General features: G+C 63.6%; 23 protein-coding genes. All 23 read left to right on the top strand.

Going from position 1 to position 25,261, the window contains the following annotated elements; all coding sequences use genetic code 11:
• The first annotated feature begins 9 nt into the window (after positions 1-9).
• The 23 genes from AB1451_05225 (at position 10) to AB1451_05115 (ending at position 25,253) form a co-directional block, all read left to right on the top strand.
• Positions 10-2,214: a tetratricopeptide repeat protein gene (locus tag AB1451_05225; protein ID MEW6682314.1), complete on the top strand. Its 2,205-nt coding sequence runs from the start codon at positions 10-12 to the stop codon at positions 2,212-2,214.
• Positions 2,211-3,233 carry a glycosyltransferase family 2 protein gene (locus tag AB1451_05220; GenBank protein MEW6682313.1) on the top strand — a complete coding sequence of 341 codons (1,023 nt, stop codon included), beginning with the start codon at positions 2,211-2,213 and terminating at the stop codon, positions 3,231-3,233. Before AB1451_05225 ends, AB1451_05220 begins: the two co-directional genes overlap by 4 nt.
• A gap of 82 nt (positions 3,234-3,315) precedes the next feature.
• Positions 3,316-4,251 carry a glycosyltransferase family 2 protein gene (locus AB1451_05215; GenBank protein MEW6682312.1) on the top strand — a complete coding sequence of 312 codons (936 nt, stop codon included), beginning with the start codon at positions 3,316-3,318 and terminating at the stop codon, positions 4,249-4,251.
• Between the two features lie 53 nt (positions 4,252-4,304).
• Positions 4,305-6,731, top strand: coding sequence for a hypothetical protein (locus AB1451_05210; protein ID MEW6682311.1), 2,427 nt, complete (start codon positions 4,305-4,307; stop codon positions 6,729-6,731).
• A gap of 98 nt (positions 6,732-6,829) precedes the next feature.
• Complete coding sequence (locus AB1451_05205) at positions 6,830-7,786, top strand: NAD-dependent epimerase/dehydratase family protein (protein MEW6682310.1); 957 nt, start codon at positions 6,830-6,832, stop codon at positions 7,784-7,786.
• Complete coding sequence (locus AB1451_05200) at positions 7,783-8,493, top strand: class I SAM-dependent methyltransferase (GenBank protein MEW6682309.1); 711 nt, start codon at positions 7,783-7,785, stop codon at positions 8,491-8,493. The genes AB1451_05205 and AB1451_05200 overlap by 4 nt, the downstream gene beginning before the upstream one ends.
• Positions 8,493-9,713, top strand: coding sequence for a glycosyltransferase family 2 protein (locus tag AB1451_05195; protein ID MEW6682308.1), 1,221 nt, complete (start codon positions 8,493-8,495; stop codon positions 9,711-9,713). The genes AB1451_05200 and AB1451_05195 overlap by 1 nt, the downstream gene beginning before the upstream one ends.
• A gap of 5 nt (positions 9,714-9,718) precedes the next feature.
• Positions 9,719-10,372, top strand: a complete 654-nt coding sequence (locus AB1451_05190; GenBank protein MEW6682307.1) for a methyltransferase domain-containing protein — start codon at positions 9,719-9,721, stop codon at positions 10,370-10,372.
• 95 nt (positions 10,373-10,467) lie between these two features.
• On the top strand, positions 10,468-11,205 hold the full coding sequence (locus AB1451_05185) for a class I SAM-dependent methyltransferase (GenBank protein MEW6682306.1): 738 nt from the start codon (positions 10,468-10,470) through the stop codon (positions 11,203-11,205).
• Between the two features lie 353 nt (positions 11,206-11,558).
• Positions 11,559-12,539 (top strand): galactokinase, encoded by a 981-nt coding sequence (locus tag AB1451_05180; GenBank protein ID MEW6682305.1) that lies wholly within the window; start codon positions 11,559-11,561, stop codon positions 12,537-12,539.
• Entirely contained in the window at positions 12,536-13,243 is a 708-nt protein-coding gene (locus AB1451_05175) for a nucleotidyltransferase family protein (protein ID MEW6682304.1), read from the top strand. The genes AB1451_05180 and AB1451_05175 overlap by 4 nt, the downstream gene beginning before the upstream one ends.
• The gene (locus AB1451_05170; GenBank protein MEW6682303.1) at positions 13,240-13,839 is read left to right on the top strand and encodes an SIS domain-containing protein; all 600 of its coding nucleotides are present in this window, start codon (positions 13,240-13,242) and stop codon (positions 13,837-13,839) included. Before AB1451_05175 ends, AB1451_05170 begins: the two co-directional genes overlap by 4 nt.
• Entirely contained in the window at positions 13,836-14,384 is a 549-nt protein-coding gene (locus tag AB1451_05165; GenBank protein ID MEW6682302.1) for an HAD family hydrolase, read from the top strand. The genes AB1451_05170 and AB1451_05165 overlap by 4 nt, the downstream gene beginning before the upstream one ends.
• Complete coding sequence (locus tag AB1451_05160; GenBank protein ID MEW6682301.1) at positions 14,381-15,097, top strand: transaldolase; 717 nt, start codon at positions 14,381-14,383, stop codon at positions 15,095-15,097. Before AB1451_05165 ends, AB1451_05160 begins: the two co-directional genes overlap by 4 nt.
• 18 nt (positions 15,098-15,115) lie before the next feature.
• Complete coding sequence (locus AB1451_05155; protein MEW6682300.1) at positions 15,116-15,751, top strand: class I SAM-dependent methyltransferase; 636 nt, start codon at positions 15,116-15,118, stop codon at positions 15,749-15,751.
• 58 nt (positions 15,752-15,809) lie between these two features.
• A complete protein-coding gene (locus AB1451_05150) occupies positions 15,810-16,889 on the top strand; it encodes a glucose-1-phosphate thymidylyltransferase (GenBank protein MEW6682299.1) in 1,080 nt (359 codons plus the stop codon).
• Positions 16,890-17,002: 113 nt separating this feature from the next.
• On the top strand, positions 17,003-17,839 hold the full coding sequence (gene rfbD, locus AB1451_05145) for a dTDP-4-dehydrorhamnose reductase (GenBank protein ID MEW6682298.1): 837 nt from the start codon (positions 17,003-17,005) through the stop codon (positions 17,837-17,839).
• A 7-nt stretch (positions 17,840-17,846) separates the two neighbouring features.
• Positions 17,847-19,151: a hypothetical protein gene (locus AB1451_05140; protein ID MEW6682297.1), complete on the top strand. Its 1,305-nt coding sequence runs from the start codon at positions 17,847-17,849 to the stop codon at positions 19,149-19,151.
• Positions 19,148-20,374, top strand: coding sequence for a hypothetical protein (locus AB1451_05135; protein MEW6682296.1), 1,227 nt, complete (start codon positions 19,148-19,150; stop codon positions 20,372-20,374). Before AB1451_05140 ends, AB1451_05135 begins: the two co-directional genes overlap by 4 nt.
• A 116-nt stretch (positions 20,375-20,490) precedes the next feature.
• Positions 20,491-21,768: a hypothetical protein gene (locus tag AB1451_05130; protein MEW6682295.1), complete on the top strand. Its 1,278-nt coding sequence runs from the start codon at positions 20,491-20,493 to the stop codon at positions 21,766-21,768.
• 32 nt (positions 21,769-21,800) lie between these two features.
• Positions 21,801-22,736, top strand: a complete 936-nt coding sequence (locus tag AB1451_05125; protein MEW6682294.1) for a cytochrome D1 domain-containing protein — start codon at positions 21,801-21,803, stop codon at positions 22,734-22,736.
• Entirely contained in the window at positions 22,723-23,970 is a 1,248-nt protein-coding gene (locus AB1451_05120) for a hypothetical protein (GenBank protein MEW6682293.1), read from the top strand. Before AB1451_05125 ends, AB1451_05120 begins: the two co-directional genes overlap by 14 nt.
• Entirely contained in the window at positions 23,970-25,253 is a 1,284-nt protein-coding gene (locus AB1451_05115; GenBank protein ID MEW6682292.1) for a hypothetical protein, read from the top strand. Before AB1451_05120 ends, AB1451_05115 begins: the two co-directional genes overlap by 1 nt.
• Positions 25,254-25,261 lie beyond the last annotated feature (8 nt).

Raw genomic sequence — 25,261 nt, 5'->3', positions numbered from 1 at the left:
CGCCGCGCGGTGGCGCATGCAGCCGGCGCAGGGGATGGGTGGGTAACGCTCGTCTGGCGGAACGAAACCACCGCGGGGCGGTTTCCCGAAGTAGAGGTGGCGATGATTCTTGATCCGCCGCAGCGACGGGCGGAACAGAAACGGGTCCTGGCAACGGTGGTGCTGGTGCTTCCGTTGGTCCTCGCCATCTACGCCAACGGACTTCGGGGGCCCTTTCAGTTCGACGATCGGCATGCGATCGTGGAAAATACCGCGTTGCGCGCAGCGGTCGTTGATTCGACGTGGTGGGGGCCGCGCGCAGGGACGATAGGAGCCGGTCACTACCGGCCGCTCACGTTTGTGACTTACGCGATGAATATCCGACTCGGTGGGCTGGATCCCTTTGGATTCCATCTCGCCAATGTGGTGCTGCATTGGGCCTCGACCGCCGCCGTGATGTGGCTGCTCTGGCTCCTCCTCGGGCGGGCGGCGTCCGCCGTCGCGGGAGGGCTGGTGTTCGCGGTGACGCCGGCCAACAGCGAGGCGGTGAACTACCTGGCCGCGCGGTCGTCGCTCCTCGTTGGGCTCTGGGGCGCGGTCGCGGTCGCGTCGTTCGTCCTCTTTCGACGGTCGCAGGCCGCGGGGCGCCGGCGCGCCGCGTTGGCGGCCGGCGCCGGAGCCGTGACCGCGCTGGGATTGGGTCTGGCGAGTAAAGAGACCGCTGTGACGATCCCGCTCGCGTGGATCCTCTACGACGTCGGGTGGTCGCGCGCCGTGCCTCGCCGGGCGCTGTTCCTGCCCTACGCGGTGGTGGGCGCGCTCGGGGCGGGCTACTTTGCGACCACCGGGTACGCCCGCACGCTCTGGGCCGTGCTGTCGGGAGCGCCGACCGGGGACCGCAACGTGTGGGTCAATCTCTGGAGCCAGCTCGCGGCGTTTCCCCTGCACGTGGTGACGTTCGGTTGGCCGTTCTCGCTCACGGTCCTGCACGACGTGCCGGTTCTGGACTCGCCCTGGCGCCCCGCCGTGTTTGCGGGCGCAGGCCTGGCGCTCGCCGGGTTCGCGATGGCGCTGCGCTGGCTGGTCAGGGGTCAGGACGCCCGCAAAGCCGCGGGATTCCTGCTGCTCTGGTGGTTGGTCGCGTTGGTGCCCGCGGTGGTGTATCCGCTACACGTCATGTTTCAGGAGCACCGGGACTACCTACCCTGGATGGGGCTGGCAGGCGCGACCGGGGTGGCTGCCGGAGCGATCTGGGATGGCGCGGCGCGACGGCCGGGCGCGCGATGGGCGCTGGTCAGTGTGGGATTGGTCGCGTTGGCCCTGTCCTCCGCCGCCACGATCGCGCGGAACCCGGTGTGGACGGACGAGTTGCGGTTGTGGACCGACGCGGTGGCCAAGTCACCCGCTCATCCGGTGGTGCGGCTCAACCTCGGTAACGAATACGCGAGGCGTGGCGATGGCAACCGCGCGTTGTCCGAATACCAGGAGGCGATCCGGCTACAGCCAGACTACGGGCTCGCCTACCACAACATCGGCTTGTTGCACGCTGGGCGCGGCGAGTACGTCGAGGCGCGGACGGCCCTGGAACAGGCGGTGGCGTTGACGCCGGATGCCGCCGAGCCGCTCGCGGCGCTGGGGACTGTGTACGACAAGCTGGGCGACGCGGCGCGCGCCGAAGCCGCGCTCACCGCGGCCGGAGCCGCCTTGCAGCGACGGCCTCACCCCCCGGCCGCGCGCCTTGCAGTGGCCGATGCGTTGGCCAAGAGCGCGCGGCCAGGGGAGGCCGCCGCGCACTACCAGGCGGTGCTCGCCCAGGAGCGGTCGCAGCCCTCGTTCCTCTCCGCCAAGGCCTATCTGGGGCTCGGGTATCTTGCCGAGCGCGCGGGACGTCCCGACGAGGCGCTCGCGGCCTATGCCAAGGCCCTCGAAATCAACCCTCGGTTGAACGACGCGCTGTTCAACTCCGCCAACGTGCTGTTGGCCGCGGGGCGGTATCCCGAGGCGACCGCTGCCTACGAACGGGTGCTGTCCAATACCCCGTCGTTCTTCCCGGCGCGGTTCAACCTCGGCCGTCTCTACGAGCGCGACGGGCGGCGTAGCGAGGCCGACCGCGAATACCAGGCGTTTCTTCGTGACGCACCCCCGGGACCGGCCTATGCCGCCGCCCGCGAGTACGCCGCCTCGCGCGTCGCGTCTGGGAGCCGGCTGAACGAACCGTCGGGAGGGGTCCCGTGACGCCGGCAGACCTCCCGCCGCTGGCTTCGGTCATCGTCGTCAACTGGAACGGAGAGAGATGGCTCGGCCCGTGCCTCGACTCGCTGCTCGAACAGAGCTATCCGCGGCTCGAGATCATCGTGGTGGACAATGCGTCAACCGATGGGTCGCTGGGGTTACTCCGCGAGCGATACGGCGGTAAGATCCGTCTCGTCCTCAACAAGGAAAATCTCGGGTTCACGGGAGGGAACAACGCGGGAATCGCCGTGGCGACCGGCGTCTATGTGCTCCTGATCAATAACGACGCGGTCGCCGATCCCGGGTGGGCGGCCGCGCTCGTGCGTGAGGCGGAAGCGGACCCTCTGATCGGAATGTGTGCGTCGAAAATCGTGTTGTTCGACGATCCGACCGTGATCGACAGCGTGGGGCTGCTCTTGGCCCGCGACGGCTTGGGCCGCGGTCGCGGCCGCTTGGAGCGCGATGACGGCCGGTTCGATCGTGCGGTGGACGTCCTGATCCCGAGCGCCTGCGCCGCCCTTTATCGCCGGACCATGCTCGATGGGATCGGGCTGTTCGACGAGCAGTTTTTCATGTACTGCGAAGATGTGGATCTGGGCCTGCGCGGCCGTGTGGCCGGATGGCGCTGTCGCTATGTCCCGGACGCGGTAGTGCGGCATCACTACTCCAAGTCCGCGGGCGGTTATTCTCCTCGCAAGATCTTTCTCGTGGAGCGCAACCGCGTCTGGGTGATGCTCAAATCGTTCCCGTGGCTCCTGGTCGCGGCGTCCCTTCCCTGGACCGCGGTGCGCCTGTGGTGGCACTCGTACGCCGCGTGGCAGGGTCGCGGCGGCGCGGGGCGAGCCGTGGAGGGCGTGCGCCCGCACGCGTTGGTGGCCACGGTCCTGCGCGCGTACCTTGCGGCGCTGGCCGGCGCGGTGGCGGTGCTGCGGCGGCGCCGGGTCCGGACCTCGGTCGTGGAGTTTTTGCGATGGCTCCGCTATCATGGAACCTCCGCGCGCGACGTGGCGATGACGGAGTAAACAAACGGCGTTCAAGTGGGTCAAATGTTCAAATCGTTTACCTTGAACTCTTGAACGGGCTTGAACCTGTTTTGAGGTTAACGTGTATCGTGGCCGTAGCATAGGGGTCGTGATCCCCGCGTACAACGCCGAGCGCTCGATCCGCAAGGTGATCGAGGGCATCCCGTCGTGGGTCGACCGGATCATCGTGGTGGACGACGCGAGCCGGGACAACACGTATCGCGAGGCCCAAAGCTTCCCGGCGACGAACCTCGTGGTCCTCCGCCACGACGTCAACCAAGGGGTGGGTGGGGCCACGATGACGGGGTTTCAACGGGTTTTGGACGAGGGGCTCAAAATCGCGGTCAAGATGGACGCGGACGGGCAGATGGATCCGACGTACCTCCCCACGCTGCTGGACGCGGTCACTGTCCAGGGATACGACTACGCGAAAGGGAACCGATTTCTGCATTCGGCAGAGCTCTCGTCAATGCCGCGATACCGGCTCTTCGGGAATTTTGTCCTCACGTTCCTGACCAAGCTCACGTCCGGCTACTGGAACGTGTTCGACCCTCAGAACGGCTACTTGGCGATTCGGCGGGAGCCGCTCAGCCGGCTGAACTTCGGGCGGATTGCGAAGCGCTACTTTTTCGAGAACGACATCCTGATCCACCTCAACATCCTCAACTACCGCGTCAAGGACGTGCCGATTCCCGCGCTCTACGGCAGCGAGGTGTCGCACCTAAGGGTGTCACACGTGCTCTGGTCATTCCCGGCGTATCTATTTCGTCGGTACTGGTATCGTATATACGAGAAGTACGTGCTGCGGGATTTTTCCCCGATTGCGGTGTTTCTTTTCCTGGGATTGCTGTTCTTCTTTTGGGGCATGGGATTCGGGCTCTACACGTGGTGGCGCTCCGCCACCACTGGTGAGATCGCGACCACCGGGACCGTCATGCTGAGCGTGCTGCCGTTTCTGATAGGATTCGAGTTGCTGCTCCAGGGCGTGATTCTGGACATCCAGGCCACGCCGAAATGACCAGGTCGAGGAGGACGGGGCGGGCGCGTCCGGACGACTCCGTTGTTGCTCTCATGATGCGGTCGCCGCGCATTGCAGGCGGTCGGACCCACCCGGATCCGGGTCGCGCTGGGGCATGGTGGCTCGAGCATCCGAGAACGGGAATTGCCGGTGTCGCCCTGCTTGCGACGATTCTGAGCTGTTACCCGGTGGTGTTCTTTGGCAAGAGCTTCGTGTCGCCGAACAATTCGGCTGTCACCTATCTCTTGTATCCCACGTTCCCGACCCTTCCCGGATATCAGAGTACCGAGGTGGACAACTCGGGCGGCTCCGATCTCGGAGCCATGATGTGGCAGACTCGCTCTTATTCGGCCATCGAGGGCCGCACCTTGCTTGAACATGCCGAATTTCCGTTGTGGAATCGGTACAACTCGTCGGGAACCCCGCTACTAGGCCAGGGTATCTCAATGCTCGGTGACCCGTTGCACCTCATCGTGCTGTCGGCTGGCGGAGCGGCTTGGGCGTGGGATCTCAAGTTCGTGGTCGCCAAGTACCTGTTTGCCTTAGGTGTGGGTCTGATGGTGTTTGCGGCCACGCGCCATGTGGGGGCGTCCCTGCTGATGGCGTTCTCGGCGGTGTTTATCGGTTTCTTTGCCTACCGCTTCAACCACCCCGCCTTTTTTAGTCTCTGTTACGCGCCCTGGATTCTCTATTGTTGGCTCGAGATTGCGCACGCCTCATCAAACCGCTCCAGCATGCGATGGCTCTGCGGTCTCGTAGTGGCAAATTGGATGGAGATCGCTAGCGGCACAGTCAAAGAGGCATACATGCTGTTTGTGTTCTTAAATCTCTGTGGAGTTCTCATCTGGTTTTTCGCGGAAAGCGATCGTCGTATAAAGGTGAAGCAGGGTTTCCAGATTGCCTGTGTGGGCGCGTTGTTTGTCCTGATCAGCGCGCCCATGTGGTTGACGTTCTTGGATTTGCTCGCCCAGTCCTACACGAGCTACAACGCGCCGTCGGTGCGACAGATTTCCCCGGGCCTCATCGTCGGCCTCTTCGACAACGTCTTCTACCGTGAGCTCATGCAATTCAATCCGTCGGCCAATTTCTTCGTTTTGCTCGGGATGGTTTGGTCGTTGGTCCGGTTCAGCGACCTCCGCCGGGAGCGGACCTACCTCGCCGTCGGGGCAAGCGCACTGATCTCCTTTGCCCTTGCATTTGGTCTGGTACCGCCAGGGGTCATCGTAAGCGTGCCGTTCTTAGCCAACGTGACACACGTCGGCAACACCTTTTCCTGCATCCTGATCATCCATCTGTTCGTGCTCGCCGGTTTCGGCCTGGTCGCCCTGGAGGACCGTCTCAAGCGTGAAGGCTGGTGGCGAGATTGGATGGCGAGTCTCTTGATCGTCGGAGTGCTTCTCGGGGTGTTCTTCGGGGCTTCCTCCAGGGTGCCGAAGAGCACCTGGTTTTACGGCTACAGCGCGTCGCTCGCGGCGGCGGTCATCGTGCTCCCCCTTCTCGCGAGGATGATCGCGCTCGGCAGCGCGGCATCCGTGGCCGCGGTGCTGGCGGCGATAGTCGTTCTGGTCGCCGTGCATTGGCGGCACGGTATGCACCTGAGCACCGGGATGACTTCAATCGACGACCACGTGATGAACCCTCAGGTTCGTGTGGACCTCCAGGCGCGGTCGCCAGCCGTGGACTTGATCGCCGCGGACCGGAGTCAGCCGTTTAGGGTCGTGGGATTGTGGCCAACCCTCTATTCCGGCTATCAGGGCGCCATCGGCCTAGAGAGCATTTACGGTGCCGACCCCCTGATCAACCCCTATTACCGGGAATTCATCCATGCGTCGGGGATGGAAGAAATCTGGGATTGGCAGCTGGTTGTCCGTGGTGAGACGCTCGATCGGTTGAAGCCGCTGTACGACTTCCTCAACGTCAAATACTACTTGGGGCCCCTCCCACCAGCGAATTCGCCTTCGGGAACGTTGGATCTCAGAGTCTACCGGAGCGATGCGGTATGGCCGCGCGCGTTCTTCACCACCCGCCTGCTCCGGTACGCGATTGCCTCGGAGTTTCCCGATCTCGTCAGGAAGGCCGACGGGACGCCGTTTGCGGCAATTCAAGACGCGGACCGTCAAGCCAGCCCTGAATGGGACGCGCTGTTAGGCGCTCCGGCTCAGGTGGTTCCTGCGGGCGAATATCGCTTGACGCCCAATACGACCGAATTCACGATCGACGCCCCGACCAAGGGGATAGTGGTCCTTCACGAAGGATATTGGAAGGACGACTTCGAAGCCACGCTAAACGGCAAGGCCGTCCGCTACTTTCGAGTGAATCATGCCTTTAAGGGCGTGTTGGTGGATCGACCTGGGACATACACCGTCAGGTTCAGCTATTGGCCCGACAAACTGACAGAGTCGCTCTGGATGTCCGGAGCGGGTATTGCTTTGCTTACTATTTTGGTCATCTGGCGCAGCAGGTCCGCCAGGGATTCCTAGCGGTCCATCTGCTGAGGAATGACTTCTTCGCACCCGGGGTTGGGGGGTGCGGAAGGAAGGCATCGTGGGAACAATGATTTCCTCATGAGTACTTGTTTATGAACGCGTTTGTGTCTGGTGGGGCGGGTTTCATCGGGAGCCACCTTGTTGCGAGATTGCTGAGCCTAGAATCCTGCGCACAGGTGACCATCTACGATAACTTTTCTTCCGGAAAAATGTGGCACTTGGGAAATCTTGTCGGTCATCCGGCTATGACGGTTGTCAACGCTGATATCAAAGATTTGGCGAAGCTAACGGAGGCGATGACCGGGTCCGATGTGGTATTTCACCTCGCCTCGAATCCCGACATCTCGAAGGCGATAACTCGTCCCGACATCGATTTTTGGGAGGGAACCTATCTGACGCAGAACATTCTTGAAGCGATGCGTGTCAATGGTATTAAGAGGCTCCTGTACACATCGGGAAGCGGGGTGTATGGAGAAGTTGGCTCGGTCCCGGTCGCTGAGGACTATGGGCCGCTCCTGCCGATTTCAACATATGCCGCCAGTAAGCTCGCCGGGGAAGCCTTGATCTGTAGCTACTGCCATATGTTCGACATGCACGCACGAGCATTTCGATTCGCCAACGTTGTTGGGCCGAGGCAAACGCACGGAGTCGTCTACGATTTTATTCGTCGACTGCGCCAGGATCCGACTTTGCTGCGAATCCTTGGCGACGGATCGCAAAGCAAATCATACATCCATGTGGATGATGTTCTCGACGCGGTATTCCTCCAGAACCTGCACTCGACAGGAACTGCTTACGATTGTTTCAACATCGCAACGGATGACTATATAACCGTAAGGGATATTGCGGACCTGGTGGTGCGGGAGATGGGGTTCGCTCCTGACCAAGTGCGATACGAGTTTACAGGGGGCGATCGGGGATGGAAGGGCGACGTCCCAATTGTGCGTTTTGACCTCGCAAAGATCCATCGGCTCGGGTGGCACGCGCGCTATTCCTCTCGTGAGGCGTTACGTCGTGCGATTAATGCGCAGCTTCAGGAGCCAGCATGAAACCCCATGCCGAGTTTGATCAATTTGCGAAGGACTATGATCGCCATCTCAGTTGGCTTCGGCTGACCGGAGAGAATAAGGACTATTACGCGTCGGGACGGGTTCAGTGGCTTTCAAGGGCACTCGCGGCGTTGGGAGTGACCCCCAGGCTTGTGATGGATTTTGGATGCGGTACCGGCGGAAGCGTGGCGCCCCTATTCGACTTGCTGGGATCGGAGAGCGTCGTGGGAGTCGATGTGTCGCCCGCGTCTCTGGACGTTGCGCGGGCAACACATCCAACTCGTGGAACGTTTCTTCATGTCGACAACTACGAGCCGCAAGGGACACTCGACCTCATTCATACGAGCTGTGCATTTCATCATATTCCGCCCAGTGAACGGGAGGGCGCGGCTACTTACCTATACCGGGCCCTCCGCGATGGTGGGGTGCTTGCCTTCTGGGAAAACAATCCTTGGAATCCCATTGTTCGTTTCGCCATGGCGCACGCCGCCATTGATCGGAATGCCGTACCGATCAATCCACGCGCGGCCCAGCGCTTACTGCGATCCGTGGGGTTCAAAGTTTTGTATACGGATTTTGCATTTTTCTTCCCCCGGGCGCTTCAGATCCTCCGAGGGCTTGAATCCGGCATGGCGTTTGTGCCACTCGGAGCGCAATATTGCGTATTCGCCAGGAAACCGTCTGTGAGTGCCAGTCAGGGTATGTGATGGAGGCTATTCTTCAAACGATGGGCGACGGTGACAGGGGCAAGCTGTTGACGGCAGATGGCTATATCCCTCCGGAGTCTCCAGAGATTAGCGTGGTTGTGCCTGCCCTTAATGAAGAGCTCACGGTGGGGGAGTTTGTCGACTGGTGCAAGGAGGGGCTCAAGAAGGCGGGTGTCGTGGGCCAAATCTTGATCGTGGACAGCTCGACGGACAGAACGACCGAGATCGCGCTCGCTCACGGGGCGGAAGTCTTAAAGGTCCCGAAACGCGGTTTGGGAAGAGCATATATCGACGCGATTCCATTCATTCGAGGGCGATACATCCTGATGGGTGATGCAGACCTTACGTATGACTTTCGAGAAATGGATCTGTTCGTGGAGAAGTTCCGAAGTGGTTATGAGTTTATCATGGGATCGCGATTCAAGGGAACAATCGAAAAGGGGGCGATGCCCAAGCTGCATCGCTATTTCGGCACTCCATTGACAACATGGATTTTGAACCGAATCTATGGCAGCAAGTTTTCTGATATTCATTGTGGGATGCGTGGAGCTACGCGCGAAGCCTTCGCCCGCATCAACCTTCAATCCCAGTCCTGGGAATACGCGTCGGAGATGGTTCTGAAAGCCGCACGTCTCAAACTGAATTTGACCGAGGTTCCGGTCAAGTTCTACAAGGACCGTGAGGGCCGTGTCAGCCATCACCGGCGATCGAGTATCTTCTCCCCATGGATTGCCGGATGGATCAATCTCAAAGTCATGTTGGTCTACTCGCCGGACTCGTTCCTCCTGAAGCCTGGATTTGTCCTGTTCGTCCTCGGGACTCTTCTTAGTTTTAGTCTCGTTGGCGGGCCATATAGTGTCGGAGCAATAGGGTTCAATCTACACTGGATGCTTCTAGGAGTGACCTGCGCGACTCTGGGATATAGCTGCGTTCAAATCGGTCTTCTTGCGAGGATGATACACAACCTTCGACCAGTCTTGGGTTCGCGAGTCAAGAGATTTTGGCCCTACGATCTGGGGATTGCCATATCAGCAATTCTTGCGCTCTCCGGGGTGGGGCTCAACCGTGCCTTGATTCAGCAATATCTTGCTCATGGATTGCGCCTTACAGAAATGTCCTACCAGGGGATCTTCGGATTACTGCTGATCATCATCGGTTTTCAAACCTTTTGTTTCACGCTGCTGATCGAGATGGTAAGGCGCGTGTCGTCGAAAACATAGTGGTTATGGAGATGGCAAAGCGAGACCCATACGGCCGACACGGTCTTACATGGGTAGACCGTGTCGGAGTGTTCCTTTCGCGGCGCGCGATCCTTAAGCACATGCCCAGAGCTCATGAGTTGGACATACTGGACTTGGGATGTGGCTATAGAGCGAGCCACTTGACCTCGCTCCGGGATATTCGCGGAAGACTCGTCGGGATAGATTTTCAGATCTGTCCAGAACTTAAAGGCGATTCCCGGTTTAGCTTTCTGGAGGGATCGGTTGAACAGGGAATTGTCAAACTGGAGGCTGAGTCGTTTGACCTCGTCCTTTTCATTTCGGCACTAGAGCATGTGTGGGAACCGGTGCAGGTCCTCGGTGAATGCCAGCGCGTCATGAGACCGGGAGGTGTACTTCTGGTAAATGTCCCAACCTGGCGCGGGAAGGTCTTTCTCGAAGTCTCCGCATTTAAGTTGGGCACGAGTCCAAAGGCTGAAATGGACGATCACAAAATGTACTACGACAAAAGAGACCTATGGCCATTGTTGGTAAGGGCTGGATTCAGGCCTAGTGACATTGTTCTGCGGTACCACAAGTTCGGACTCAATTTGTTCGCGGTTGTCAGGAAACCGCCGCGGAACCTTCAGGGCGATGAGATCGTTGCGGAATCGAGATGAGTCCCCTGCGATAATTTGGAGCGGTACTGGTGGTGCCCGGCGTAAATGGGGCGCTCCGGAATCATCGTCAGAGCGTGCGTGGGAGAAGTTTCAAAATGTCTAAGCGACTGGAGAGGAGCGGTGGGGGACAATGGCCAAAGCAGGTTCCGGTTCTCACGCCCGAGCAATCCAGGATCGCGGATGACTGGATGGAATATTTCTTTCAAGTTAACAAGAACAGATTTTCGGGGGTGATTGACTTCGGCCACAAGTTTGTCGCTCGGAATAGTCGCCCAGGTTTCGTGCGGACGCTGGAAATCGGAGCAGGTCTTGGGGATCAGCTTGCATATGAGGAATTGGATGAGAAGCAGATGGAGCAATATGTGTCCGTTGAGCTACGCAAGAGCATGGCTGGTGTGTTGCAGCGGCGATGGCCAAAAGCGAAGACGATCATTGCTGATTGCCAGGAGCGGCTTCCGTACCCTGATGGCCACTTCGACCGGATTCTGGCCATTCATGTTCTGGAGCACCTCCCGAACCTCCCTGCGTTTCTCGCTGAAGCTGATCGTCTTCTAGACAGACCTTACGGGCAGCTCCTCGTGGTGATTCCTTGCGAAGGTGGCTTGGGCTATTCACTTGGGAGGCGGGTCACCTCGCAGAGGATGTTCGAAAAACGATACAACCGGTCGTATAGACCCTTCATCGAGGCGGAGCATGTCAATAGCGCGCGCGAGGTTCTTCACGAGTTGCGTGGAACGTTTTCTGTTGAGAAAATCTCCTGGTACCCGGTCCAGTTGCCATCGATTCACCTCAATCTGTGCGTCGGCCTTGTTTTGAGACCATACGCAAAGTGACGGTCAGGATTTGTTGTTAATCTATGGAGCCGAGATCGTCTTCGAGGATCCGATATAACGGCCTGGGTGGCCTGAGAGCGAATTGGCGCGAGTCGAAGCCTTTGGTGGGATGTCTATAAAGACTTGCTGTTGAGGACTACTGGGAAGCTATGGGATCGATAGATTGTCTTGCAATCAGGGGCCTCTGAATTGGACCTTCAAAAACCATTCGTTTGGCAACGGTCGAGGGCTGACGGCTCGCGGACTGGGGGGAGTAGTCTCTCTATGACCTTTGCCAGGTTAGTACCGTGTCAGCGGGGTAAGGCGACTTGCAGGAAGTTTCGCGGTAGGCGTTCGGTTGTGAGGTTCTCAAGATGATTATCACCCGTAGCCCCCTACGCATTACTCTGGGTGGGGGCGGTACCGATTTACCGTCATATTACCACCAACACGGCGGATTCTTGATCGCTGCGGCGATTGACAAATACGTTTATGTTACGGTTACGCGACCGTTCAACCCCGGTGTCTTCCTGAAGTATTCGAAGCTTGAACACGTCGAGCACCTGGAGGAGATACAACACCCCACTATTCGTGAGGCGATCCGGATGTTGGGCTTCGAGCCGCTGCAATTGGAGATCACGACACTCGCTGACATTCCGGCCGGCACCGGCTTAGGGTCGTCGGGGAGCTTCACCACCGCGCTGCTGAAGGCGCTGTACGCCCATCGTCGCGGGCTGGTGCATCCCAGCGAGTTGGCCCGACTGGCGTGCGAGATTGAGATCAATCGACTCCAGGAACCGGTCGGCAAGCAGGATCAATACATCGCGGCGTACGGAGGGGTTACCTGCTTCACGTTCCAGCCCGACGAAACGGTGGTGGCCGAACCGCTGCGCATTGGTTCCGAGACGCTCTTCGATCTGGAAGATAACCTCCTGCTGTTCTTTACCGGTTTCTCACGCAGCGCGGGAAGCATTCTGAAGGATCAACACGAACGCACAAAGCAATCCGACCAGGATATGCTCGCGAATCTTCACTACGTGAAGGAACTCGGGCTGCGCAGCAAGGACGCGCTCGAGAGCGGCAAGCCCGCGCTCTTCGGCGAACTGATGCACGAGCATTGGGAGCACAAGAAGAGACGCTCCGGCGGGATGAGCAACCCGCAGATCGACGAGTGGTACCAGCTTGGCCGTGCCAACGGCGCCATCGGTGGGAAACTGGTCGGTGCAGGTGGCGGTGGGTTTCTCATGTTCTACGCCGAGGACCGCAATCGGCTGCGCCACGCGATGGCGCGTGCGGGACTGGACGAAGTGCGTTTTCGCTTCGATTTCGAAGGGACGAAGGTCATCCTGGCGTGACCCTCCCCGTTGCCGTCTTGGCTGGAGGACTGGCGACTCGCCTGAGACCCCTGACCGAGCGCATCCCCAAAGCATTGGTGGATGTGGCGGGCAAGCCCTTCGTCGAGCATCAGTTGGATCTGCTGCGGCGGCACGGCGTGAATCGCGTGGTTCTGTGCGTCGGTCATCTCGGTGAGATGGTGGAAGCCGCCGTGGGAGACGGGAGCCGATGGGGAATCACTGTGCGGTATGCGTACGACGGGGAGAGGCCGTTGGGAACGGGGGGAGCCCTGCGCCAGGCGTTGCCGCTGCTGGGCGAGAGGTTCCTGGTGCTGTACGGCGACTCTTATCTGGACTGCGACTACGCCGCCGTTGAGGCCGCGTTCATCGCGAGCGGAAAACTGGGCTTGATGACCGTGTTTCGGAACGCCGATCGATGGGATCGCAGCAACGTCGTTTTTCGAGATGGCCGCATCGTGCGTCACGACAAGCGGAACCCTGCCCCGGACATGTCGTACATCGATTACGGCCTGGGAGCATTGCAGGCCAAGGCCTTCGACGCCTTTCCTGCGGGCGCAATCGACCTGTCGGCAATCTACGAAGGGTTGATCGCCCGTAATGAGCTGGCGGGTTTCGAGGCGACGCAACGTTTCTATGAGGTCGGATCGCCGTCCGGTCTCGAGGAGACCCGGCGCTACCTATCAGCCAGGGAGCGACCGCGATGACGTACGCGCAACACCACCTGACCGAAGCGGGCAAGATCATCACGATGCTGGATGTCGCCGCGATCGAGCGAATGGCCGATCTTCTGGCCGACCTGCGCGATCACAACGGCCGGCTGTTCTTCCTCGGCGTGGGGGGGAGCGCGGGAAATGCATCCCACGCGGTCAACGACTTCCGCAAGATCGTCGGCATCGAGGCCTATACGCCAACCGACAACGTGTCGGAGTTGACGGCTCGCACCAACGACGACGGATGGGCGAGCGTCTTCGTCGAATGGCTGAAGGTGAGCCGCCTGCAGGCCAAGGATATGCTCTTTGTCTTGTCCGTCGGCGGGGGCAATCTTGAGAAGAACATCAGTCCGAATCTGGTGACGGCCTTGCAGTACGCCAAGCAGGTCGGCGCTCGCGTGGTGGGTGTGGTCGGGCGGGATGGCGGGTATACTGCAAAGGTGGCCGATGCCTGCGTCATCATCCCGACCGTCAATCCCGAGACCGTCACCCCGCACTCCGAGGCGTTCCAGGCGGTCATTTGGCATTTGCTGGTGTCCCACCCCGCCCTCAAGGCGACCCAAACCAAATGGGAATCCACGGCCCGATGAGCCATCGGGCCGTGTTCCTGGATCGTGACGGGGTGCTTAACCGTGCCTTCGTGCGAAACGGGAAACCGTATCCCCCATCCTCGCTCGCAGAGTTGGAGATCTTGCCGGGCGTGCCCGAAGCTCTCGCGCTGCTCCGCGCGGAGGGATTTCAACTCGTGGTGGTGACCAACCAGCCCGACGTCGCCCGCGGAACGCAGACGCGAGAAACGGTCGAGCTGCTTCACGCCGCGCTTCGTGCGAGGCTCCCGCTCGATCGGGTTCTGGTCTGTTACCACGACGACGCCGACCAGTGCGAGTGTCGGAAGCCGGCGCCGGGGTTGTTGCTCGAAGCCGCCCGCGACTTGGGACTGAGCTTGGCGTCGTGCTTCATGGTGGGTGATCGGTGGCGCGATATTGAAGCTGGTCGGCGCGCAGGATGCACCAACGTCTTCGTCGATCACGGGTACGCGGAGCCGCGACCAAAAGACTTTCACGTCCGCGTTGCATCCTTGGCCGAAGCGTCGGAGTGGATACGGACGGCATCCTCACTGAGGGAGGTTCCATGAAAGCGATTGGTGATCTACGGGTCAAGATCTTCGCCGACGGCGCGGACAAGGCCGGCATGCTCGATATGTACGCCAAGCCTTACATCCAGGGATTCACCACCAACCCCACGTTGATGCGTAAGGCCGGGATCTCCGACTACCGCGCCTTCGCGAAGGACATCTTGCAGGCAATTCCAGATCGGCCGATTTCATTCGAGGTCTTTTCAGATGAGTTCGCCGAGATGGAACGGCAGGCGATGGAAATCGCCGGGTGGGGAAAATCGGTCTACGTCAAGATCCCGGTGACAAATACTCGGCGCGAGTCTGCCTATCCCCTGATTGGGCGCCTCTCCCGCTCAGGCGTGAAGCTGAACGTCACCGCGCTGATGACCTTGGATCAGGTTCGTGATGTGGCGGCGCAGATGGCGCCGGGCACGCCTTCCTGCATCTCCGTCTTCGCGGGGCGCGTGGCGGACACGGGACGCGACCCGGTGCCGCTGATGGCCGCGGCGGTGGAATTGCTCAAACCGATTCCCGACGCCGAGTTGATCTGGGCGAGTCCTCGTGAGTTGCTGAATATTTTCCAGGCCGATGCCATCGGTTGCCACATCATCACGGTGACCAACGATATTTTGAAGAAGCTGTCGTTGGTGGGGCACGATCTGAGGGACTTTTCGCTCGACACGGTCAAGATGTTCTATCAAGACGCTCAGCAGGCCGGGTTCCGTCTGTAACCGCAGCGGGCTCCGACCATGCCGGTTGACTACGACCTTCCCGCCGAGGGAATGATCTATCAGCGGGATCAGTACGCGAAAGGCGGGGTGGGCCGGCGCTACTGGGACTACCGGGACGCGCGCATCCTGCGGCATCTGCCCCGCTGCGGGCTAATCCTCGACGCGGGGTGCGGGGAGGGAATCACGCTGGAGCGCTTGGTTCGAGAGCGCGGGGAACGCCGCCTCCTTGGCGTGGACCGATCCGAAGAAAACCGGCAGATCTGCGTGCGCCACGGGCTTCCGGTGATCGGGGGGAGCGTGTTCGAGCTGGGCATCCGGAGCAACAGCGTGGACGCGTGTCTCTTTCTGGAGGTGATCGAGCACCTCGACCATCCCGAGGCAGCGCTCCGGGAATTCGCCCGCGTGCTGAAGGTCGGCGGCTTACTGTTGGTCCTGTTTCCCAACGATCTGGTATTCGCCCTGGCTCGGCTCGCCACCGGCAAGTGGCGGGAAGCCCTCTACGATCCGGGGCACGTCAAGCAGTGGACGCCACGCGAGATGCGGCGCGCCCTCGCGGCAGCCGGGTTTACGGTGGTGGCGGAGGAGAGCCTCCCTTTTCGGTTTTGGCCCATCAGCCTCCACCATTTGGTCGTGGCGAAGCGCCGGGCAGATTGACAGGTGTCCAGCGGGTTTCTATGATGGCTCGAACGCGACCGGACGGGAGACTTCCATTGTGAAAGCACTCATCACCGCAGGCGGCAAAGGGACGCGCCTGCGTCCCATCACGCACACCTCCAACAAACACCTCATCCCGATTGCCAACAAGCCGATGATCGCGTACGCCCTGGAAGCGGTGGCGGACGCTGGCATCCGGGAGGTGGGCATCGTCATCAACCCCGACACCGGCGAGGAGATCCGGCAGGCGCTCGGCGGGGGCGAAGGATGGGGGCTCAAGCTGACATACGTGATGCAGGACGCGCCGCGCGGGCTGGCGCACGTGGTGCGCGTGGCGCAGGACTTCATCGGCAACGACCCCTTCGTGTTCTACTTGGGCGACAACGTGATCGTGGGCGGGATCCGGCAGTTCATCGAAGAGTTTTCGCGCGCGGGGGACCACTGCCGGCTCGTGTTCGCCCGCGTGCGGGACCCGGAGCGGTTCGGCGTGCCGGAATTGCGCAACGGGAAACTGGTCGGCGTCCAAGAGAAGCCCGCTCAACCCAAGAGCGACTTCGCGGTCACCGGGATTTACCTGTACGATCGCCATATCTTCGAGGCCGTCAACGCGATCACCCCGAGCGCGCGCGGCGAACTGGAGATTTCGGATGCCCACCAATACCTGCTGGAACGCGGGTACCGAGTCGGGTACTCCGAGATCACGGGGTGGTGGAAGGATACCGGAAAGCCCGAGGATCTCCTGGAGGCGAATCGGCTCGCGCTCGACAAGATCCGCGAGCAGCCTGAGGCCTTCCGGCCCGGCCAGGTGGACGCCAAGTCCGACATCGCGGGCAAGGTGATCCTGGAGCCCGGCGCGACCGTGATCGCCAGCCAGATTCGCGGCCCCGCGGTCATCGGGCCGGGCACCGTGATCGAGAATTCCTACGTCGGGCCGTTCACGTCGATCGGTGCGGACTGTGTGCTGCGCAACAGCGAAGTCGAGTACAGCATCGTGTTGGAGCGGTGTCGCATCGTCGACGTCCACACCCGGATCGAACGCAGCCTGTTGGGCCGCGAGGTCGAGCTCCTGCGGTGCGTCACCAAACCGATGACCCAGAAATTCATCGTCGGCGATCAGAGCCGCATCGAGCTCACGTGAGGCTACTTGCCAGGGCCGCGGGTGCGGATTCATCGGCGGCCAATTCATCGGGAATATCCTCCGCGCGCCGGCCGATCCGGTCGTCAAGTTCGACGCGCTGACTTAGAGCGGACATGAGGATTTTTCTCACCGGCGCGACGGGCCAGTTGGGGATCGCTCTCCGACACGTGTTGCGCGACCAGGATCTGGTTGCGCCGTCCGAGGCCGAAGCGGACATCACCGACGCGTCGATCGTCGCGCGGATCGCGGATGCGCGGCCCGAGGTCGTGATCCACGCCGCGGCGTACACCGATGTGGACGGCGCTGAATCGAATCCCGATCGGGCCTACGCGGTCAACGCCGACGGGACCCGCAACGTGGCGCAGGGCGCAGCCAAGGTCGGGGCGCGCCTGGTGGCGATCTCGACCGACTACGTGTACGACGGGACCAAGACCACGCCCTACCGTGAGGAGGACCCGGTGGCGCCGCGCTCCGCGTACGGCGCGAGCAAACTGGCGGGCGAGCGCGAAGCGCTGCTCGCCAAACCCGACGCCGTGATCCTGCGCACCGCGTGGCTGTACGGCGAGGGCAAGAACTTCGTGCGCACGATCCTCAGGCTCGCATCCGAGCGGGACGAACTGCGCGTAGTGAGCGATCAGGTCGGCTCGCCCACTGCGGCCGACGACCTCGCTGCGGCCATCCGGTCGTTGCTCGACACTCGGGCTGCCGGCATCTATCACGCGGTCAATAGCGGCTCGTGCTCTTGGCACGAGTTCGCGGTCACGATTCTGGATTTGGCGGGGTACAACCGCCGGGTCGTGCCCATTGCGAGCACCGAGCTGGCACGGCCTGCGCCGCGGCCGGCCTATTCGATCCTCGATTGCACCAAGCTGGCCAGGCTGGGGATTCGCTTGCGCCCGTGGCAAGCGGCGCTCGCGGACTACCTGCGCGCCCAACCGTCCGGCGCGTGAGCCAACGGTGCGGCCGGTCTGCGTCAAGGGCGGAGGCGGGCTCACGGCGTGTTTTGCGTGCGCGGTCCTGGTGTGGGCCGGGGGCTCGCTCGCGCGCGCGGCCGAGATCGCTGAGGCGCCGCTCATCATTCACCAGATCGCGCCTGACCCGGTTGATCCCGACCGGTTCTACGCCATCACCAGCAACATGGGCGTGCTCACCAGCCGCGACGGCGGCCGCCAATGGTCCCACGCGAACCGCGGGCTGCGCAGCTTCACCCACCACGCGCTGATCGCGGTCCTGCCAACGCAAGCCGGCCAGCCGATCCTGCTCGCAGGGGGCTGGGGAGGGGGCGTCTCGATCAGCCGAGACCGCGCTGCGACGTGGAACGAGGTGACCGGCGATCTGGCCAACACCGCGGTGGACGCGCTGGCGGTGGATCCGTCGGACGCCTCGCAGTGGTTCGCGGCCACGTCCACCGGGGTGTTTCGATCCGCGGACGGGGGCGGGCACTGGGAGCCGTTCAGCGAGGGGCTTCCTCCGTTGTCCGAAGCCGTGGGATACAAATCGCTCGCCGTCGAACCGCGACCCAGCGGACGCATCTGGCTGGGCACCGAGGGCGGGCTGTTTCGACGGGGCCTCGGCGCGTCCCGGTGGGCTGCGGACCCTGATCTGGGGTCCGCGCGCGTCACCACCGTGGTGCACGACCCGCGGAACAGCCGGGTCTACGTGGGCACCATCAAACAAGGGATCTACGTGGGCTCGGGCCGCGGCTGGCAGCGCGTCGGCGACCCCGGATGGTTCGTGAGTCGCATCGTGGTTCATCCCCGGGCCGCGTCGCGCGTCTACGCGGCGACCCGCGGCGCGGGGGTCTTCGTGTCGGACGACGCGGGAGCCGTCTGGGCCACGTTGGGCAAGGGCCTGGCCGACGCGGACGTGCGAAGTCTCGCGGTCCACCCCGCGAAACCCTCCCGGCTGGCGGCGGGCACGACCGCGTCCGGGATCTACTATTCCCACGACGGCGGGGCGTCATGGCGCGCCGCCGGCCGCGTCCAACGCCTTACCATGTCGCAGATGATCGCGATGCTCACGCCGGCCGCGCCTCGTCCCGACGCCCCGCCGGTTCCAGCGGCCTTTGCGAAGTGCAATCGCTGTCACGGCTGGACCGACGGGCGACTCAACGCGAAACACACGTATTGGCGCGTGCCGCCGAACGTCCGCAACTGGGGACCCACGGTGGACCGCATGGCCGCTCGCGCGGAGTTGACGGGCGAAGAACGCATGGACCTCACCCGTTTCCTGACCGCATACAGCGGAGCGGCCGCGCCGTGACCGCGGTTCGGTGGCCGGTGGTCGTCACCGTCGCGATCCTGGCGGGCTGCGCGAGCGCTCCGGTGTCGGACACGACCGCCCGGTCGATCATCACGTCGCGCTGCGGCGCCTGCCACGGCGTGACCCTGGATGCCCGCTGCGTGGCCGGGGACTGCGCGGGCCGCAGCCATGCCATTGAACCCAGACCGTGGACGCTGGTGCTGAGTTGGATGCAGGCCATGGGCTGCCCGCTCAGCGCGTCGGAACGCGCCTCGCTCGAAGAGTACTTGATGAGCCGTTACCCCAAGGTCTCGACCATGGAGTGGGAACCGTTGGAGCCGGTGCCCGCGGGGTGGAACGTGGTGGCGCTCAAACCGTTTCGGGATCGGCTGTACGCCGGCATCGAGGGAGCCGGCACCGCGCTCCGATTGGAAGGCCGATCCTGGCGTCCCGTCTTGACGACCGAGGCGTACACCGTGTATGGGTTGGTGTCGTTTCGCGATCGCCTCTTTGCCGGCACGAATCAACCGCGAGCCGAGGTGTGGAGCAGCGCGGACGGCGCGCAGTGGTCGCACGAGGCAACCCTGCCGGCGGAGGAACGCGGCGTCATCGCGCTCGGGGTGTTCGGCGACGCGTTGTACGCGGGCACCACGCGCGGTCGCGTGTACCGGACCACCGACGGCCGGGCCTGGTCCCCGGCAGGCGCGTTGCTGTCGGGCGCGGACAACCAGTTCCCGAACTGGGTGCGGTTTCTCATCCCGTTTGAGGGGAGTCTGTACGCCGGGGTCGAAGGGGCCGGGGTGTTTCGGAGCCCTGACGGCGCCGCTTGGGAGATGGTGCGGTTCCCGTCCGAACCGCGAGTCGGGGTGCGAGCCGCGGTTGCGGCGGGCGCGTTTCTCTACGTGGGGACCACGACCGGTGGAGCCGTGTGGCGCACACGCGACGGCGAGACGTGGGAGCGGGTGTTGGCGGCGGGCGAGTCATCGGGTGTACGCGGGGAGTACGTGGCCTCGCTCGTCGAGGCCGCAGGCGTCCTCTACGCGGCGGTGAACGGACGGGTGCAACGCAGCTCCGACGGGTCGTCGTGGCACGAGGTCGGAGAGCTCACGCCGTTTACGGTGGAAGCGATGCAGGAGTTCGGCGGCGCGCTCTACGCGGGAACCGCGCTGCCTCCGCGCGCCTGGGTGTACCGCAGTCCCCTGTCCGCTCCGGCCGAACGCTCCGGGCCCGGCGCGCCGCGATGAAAGTGCATTGCGAGCGTACTCCTCGCGGCTTGCGGCGGGGTGAGCGAGCAAAACGGAGATCGTGCTTCTTCACCTCCGCAATAGGACTCGCGGCGTGGCTCACCGCGTGTTCGGGCGTGACCCTGCAACCCGGCGCCTCGCGCGAAGCGCCCACGCGCCGGGCCATCGTGGTGACGCAGGTTGCGCTGCACGCGGAGAGGCCGGACACGGTGCTCGCGCTCACGAACTTCAGCGTGGGCCTGCTCAAGAGCGAGGACGCGGGGCGGCATTGGGAGACGGCCAATCGCGGCATACGGAGCTACTCGCTCTACCGGCTGGTGCTCGATCCGCGCAATCCCGATGTGGTGTACGTGGGGGCGGGGGGAGGCGGGCTCTACAAAAGCGTGGACGGAGCGCGATCCTTCGTGGAAAAGAACGACGGGCTGGCCAACACCAATGTCGGGTCGATCGTCCTGCATCCGGAGCATCCCGATCAGGTGTACGTCGTGACCTCGACCGGCGTGTTCATCAGCCGGGACGGGGCGAACACGTGGACGGCGTGGAATCAGGGGGACGACTTTACGCAGAGCCAGCAGTTCCAGGACCTGGTCATTCTTCCCGGTGATCGCGAGACGGCATTGCTGGCGTCCGGTCGCGGCGTGTGGAGACGGCGCGCTACCGAACCCGCGTGGGCGCCGGCTTCCAGCGACCTGACGGGGCGAGCCATCACCGTGCTGACGCGACATCCCGACGGCCGCCGGGTCTTCGCGGCCGCGCTGCGCGACGGGAAAACGCTGCAGGGCGGCGGCCTGTTCGTGAGCGAGGATGCCGGGGCCACGTGGACCCGGTGGGATCAAGACGAGCGGCTCTCGCTCGAGTGGGTTCGGCAGGTGTGGTTCGATCCCGGGGGGCGGTTGGCGTATGCGGCCACCTCGACGTCGGGTGTGCTGCGCAGTACGGACGGCGGGCGGACGTGGGAGCGACGCAGCCACGGGCTCGCGACGCCCGACGTGCGTGCGTTGGCGGTGGATGTTCACCGGCCCCAGCGGGTGTACGCCGGCACCTATGGGAGCGGGGTCTTCGTCTCCCAGGACGGAGGCGCCGGCTGGCGGCCGCTCGACCGGGTTCCGACGCTGGACGCGGATACGATCATTGCGGCGCTGAAGGCCCCTGATCCGACGCGCCGAGCGGTGGGGTTGATTCCTCCTCCGGCGTTTTCGAAGTGTAACGGCTGTCATGGCTGGACGGACCCCGAGCTGAATCAGGCGCCGCGAAGCTTCTGGCTCGTGCCCGCGAACCGGCGGGACTGGGGACCGACCGTGCACCGCATGGCGCCGATTGCGGGTCTCTCACCCAGCGAGGAAGACGAAGTGGAGGAGTTCCTGAACGCCTATTCGTCGCAGAGACAACCGTGACCCGCGTGGCGTCAGTGCCGAGCAGGACGTGGATGCTCGCCGGGTGGGCGGGGGCGGTGTTGCTCTCCGCGTGTGCGGCCCACACGCCCGTGTTGTACGTCGCGGACCGCCAGGCGGACAGCGTGGTGGTGGTCGACCCCGAGACTCGGAAAGTGCTCGCTCGGATCCCCGACATCCCGCGTCCGGCGGACCTGACGGTGTCGCCGGACGGGGGAACCGTCTATGTCGGCGGAGAAGGTCGAATGGTGACGGCGATCCGCTTGCCCGGGCGCAACCTGGATCGGCTGGAGGCGGGTGCGGTGCCGCAGGCCGTGGACGTGTCCCCGGACGGGAGGGCCCTGTTCGTCGCGAACGCCAAAGATAAGACGCTGTCGGTCATCTCCGTCAAGACCGGCGCCTTACTGGCGCGGGCCCGTGTCGGTGCGTTGCCGATCGCGGTGGCTGCGATTCCCCGCCGGCCCGCGGTCTACGTCGTGAACTATTTCTCGGGGACCGTCTCGGTGGTCTCCACCGCCTCGTATCTGGTCGTTGCAACGATTCCGGTCGGCATGTTTCCCGTCGACATCGCGCTGTCCACGGACGGGCGCTTTGCGTACGTCACGAACCAGAGGCCGGGAGCGGTTTCGGTGATCGACGTGGCGCGCGACACCGTCGTGGCCACGGTGGCGGTCGGCCTCAACCCGGTCGGGATCGCGTCGGCGCCGGACGGAGGCACCGTGTATGTGGCGAACAGCGGGGCCGACACGGTGTCGGTCGTCTCGACCGCGACCGATCGCGAGGAGGCGGTGGTTCCGGTGGGACCGTCGCCGTGGCGCGTCAGCGTGGCGCCCGACGGTCGCCGCGTGTACGTCACCCATCGCGAAACGGACCGCATCGCCGTGATCGACTCCGAATCGCGTCAGGTCGTGGCGTGGCTGGAGACGGGCGCCGCCGAGGGTTTGATGGGGATCGTTGTTGCCCCGCGTTGACGCCATCGCCCGGGCGCTGCCCTGGCCCTTGCTCGCGCTGGCAAGCCTCGTCGGCTGCGCCGGACTCGGCCCGGGGGGGAAACCCGGGGACGGTGAAGACGCGCTGCGGATCGGGTCGGAGCTGGTGCTGTCGTCGCGGGCCGCCGACGAGGAGGAGGACCCGGTGCCGTCGTGGAACGGACAACGCTTTCTCGTGGTGTGGCAGACCACGCGCCGGGGGCCGAGCGACGTGTACGGCACGTGGGTGAGTCCCGATCACACCGTTGCGCCGCGCGACGGGTTTCCGATCGGGCAAGGGCCGTCCGACACGCTATTTCCCGACGTGACGTGGGGCGGCGACGTCCACCTCGTCCTGTGGCAAGACCTGCGCAGCCGGCGCAACTGGGAGATCTACGGCACGCGCGTCCGGGCCGACGGGACCGTCCTTGACCCCGACGGGTTGGCGATCGGCGTCGGATCGGGCAATCGCCGCCATCCGCGCGTGGCGTGGAGCGGCCGGGTGTTTCTGGCGGTCTGGATGCAGGAGCGATCAGGGGCCGGTTGGGACATCGTGGCGGCGCGGATCGCGCCGGACGGTCGGGTGCTCGACCCCGAGGGGCTGGTGGTGGGCGGGGGAGACCGGGATCAGACGCGTCCTGCCGTAGCGTGGAACGGCCGCGCCTTCGTGGTGGCGTGGATGGACGCGCGGCGCGGTGAAACCGACATCTCCGCCGCGCGGGTGGATGACGAGGGGCGTGTGTTGGACCCTGAACGCATCGCGGTCTCGCTCGCCGACGGGGAACAGGGGTATCCGGCGGTGGGCGGACTCCGTGGATCCGGCGACAGCCTGGTGGTGTGGGTCGACAAACGAGCCGGGGACACCTTTGCCCTCTACGGAACCACGCTGACCCGGGATGGGGAGGTTACAGAGCCAGGCGGCATACCCCTGTCCTCCGCGCCTCGGTTCCACATGTTTCCCGCGGTGTCGTGCCGGACCGACGATTGCCTGGTGGTGTGGGAAGAAGGGCACCCGTCGTCGAGCGTCGCCACGACCAGGATCACCGACGTGATACGGGACGTGCGGGCGTTGCGGTGGGCGCGCGGCCGGAAGCCGCTCGCCTTCACCGTGGTCCCGGATTCAAAGGGCAACCACTTTACCACCGTGGCGGCTGGCGGTGCTGGCTATCTCGTGGCCTGGAAGGACTACCGGACGGGACGCGCCGAATCTCTGGCCCGGCTCATCGAGCTTCGGTAATGACCGCACATCCGGTGGCCCGAATCTGGGCGTCCGTGGCGGCCGCACTGGGTGCGGCGACGATCCTGGTCGAGGTCGCCTCCGCCGAACCGCTGCTGATCAATCAGATCGCGGTGGCGCCGTCGACCCCGTCGGTGCTCTATGCCGCGGGCCGTCCCGTCGGCATCCTGAAGAGCACGGACCGGGGCCGCACCTGGCTACCTGCGCGCGACGGCATCCTCAACACCAGTGCGTACCACGTGGTGATCCATCCGAAAGACGCCGACGTGGCTTATGTCGGCACGTTCGGCGGCGGCGTCTTTCGCACGCGAAACGGCGGACGATCGTGGGACGCGGTGAGCCACGGGCTCGGGAACACCAATATTCACGCCTTGGCCCTCGATTCCTCGCAGCCCGAACGTTTGGTCGCGTCCACGTCCACCGGCGACGTCTTCCAGACCGTGGACGGCGGCGGCCGTTGGACCCCGTACGGGGAGGGATTGCCCGCCATGGAAGGGGAGGTCTTGGCCGCATTGTTGGTTCGTTCGGGCACGGCCTGGTTGGGACAGGGCACGCTCTTTGCGCGCACTGGGCGGGATGCGGCGTGGCGGGCGACTGGACAGGATCTCAGCCACGCGGCGATCTCGGCGCTGGTCGAGGACGCGCAAGGACGTTTCTACGCCGGCACGCGCCGCCAAGGACTGTTTCGGTCGGATGATCGAGGCCGTAGCTGGGCGCCGCTCGGCAAGGAGTTTGAACGGGGGTGGGTGCGGCTGGTGTTGGCCGGGCCCGCGGGCACGAAACGGTTGTGGGTCAGCGTGTTGCGCCGGGGTTTGTTTCGCAGCAACGACAACGGGGCGACCTGGATGAAGGTGGGGGACGGAATCCCGCCGAAAGATGACGTCGAAGCCTTGGCGGTTGCCCCGACCGATCCTGACCGGCTGTACGCGGGGACGCACGACCACGGGTTGTTCTTGTCGCTCGACGGCGGGCTCCGGTTTCAGCCTCCCGAGCGTGTCTCGCAGGAGCCCGTGGCGAATATCATCGCCTCGTTGGTCGATCGACCCGTGCGCCGGGACCCGGCTTCCACCCCAGCGCCACCGCCTGCGTTCCAGAAGTGTGCGGGGTGTCACGGGTGGACCGATCCGCTGCTGAGCCGGAAACCGACCTACTGGCGGGTAGCTCCGAATCAGCGGGACTGGGCGCCCACGGTCGCTCGGATGGCCCCAGGCGCCGGCCTGACGCCGGACGAACAGCGAGAAGTCGTTGAGTTCCTGACGCGTTACACCACTCTTCCGCGCTAGGCCGCCGT

The organism is Nitrospirota bacterium (assembly GCA_040757335.1).
GTDB lineage: Bacteria > Nitrospirota > Nitrospiria > 2-01-FULL-66-17 > 2-01-FULL-66-17 > JBFLXB01.
Note: the sequence above shows the minus strand (reverse complement) of the source record. Positions and strands in the feature narration are given on the sequence as shown.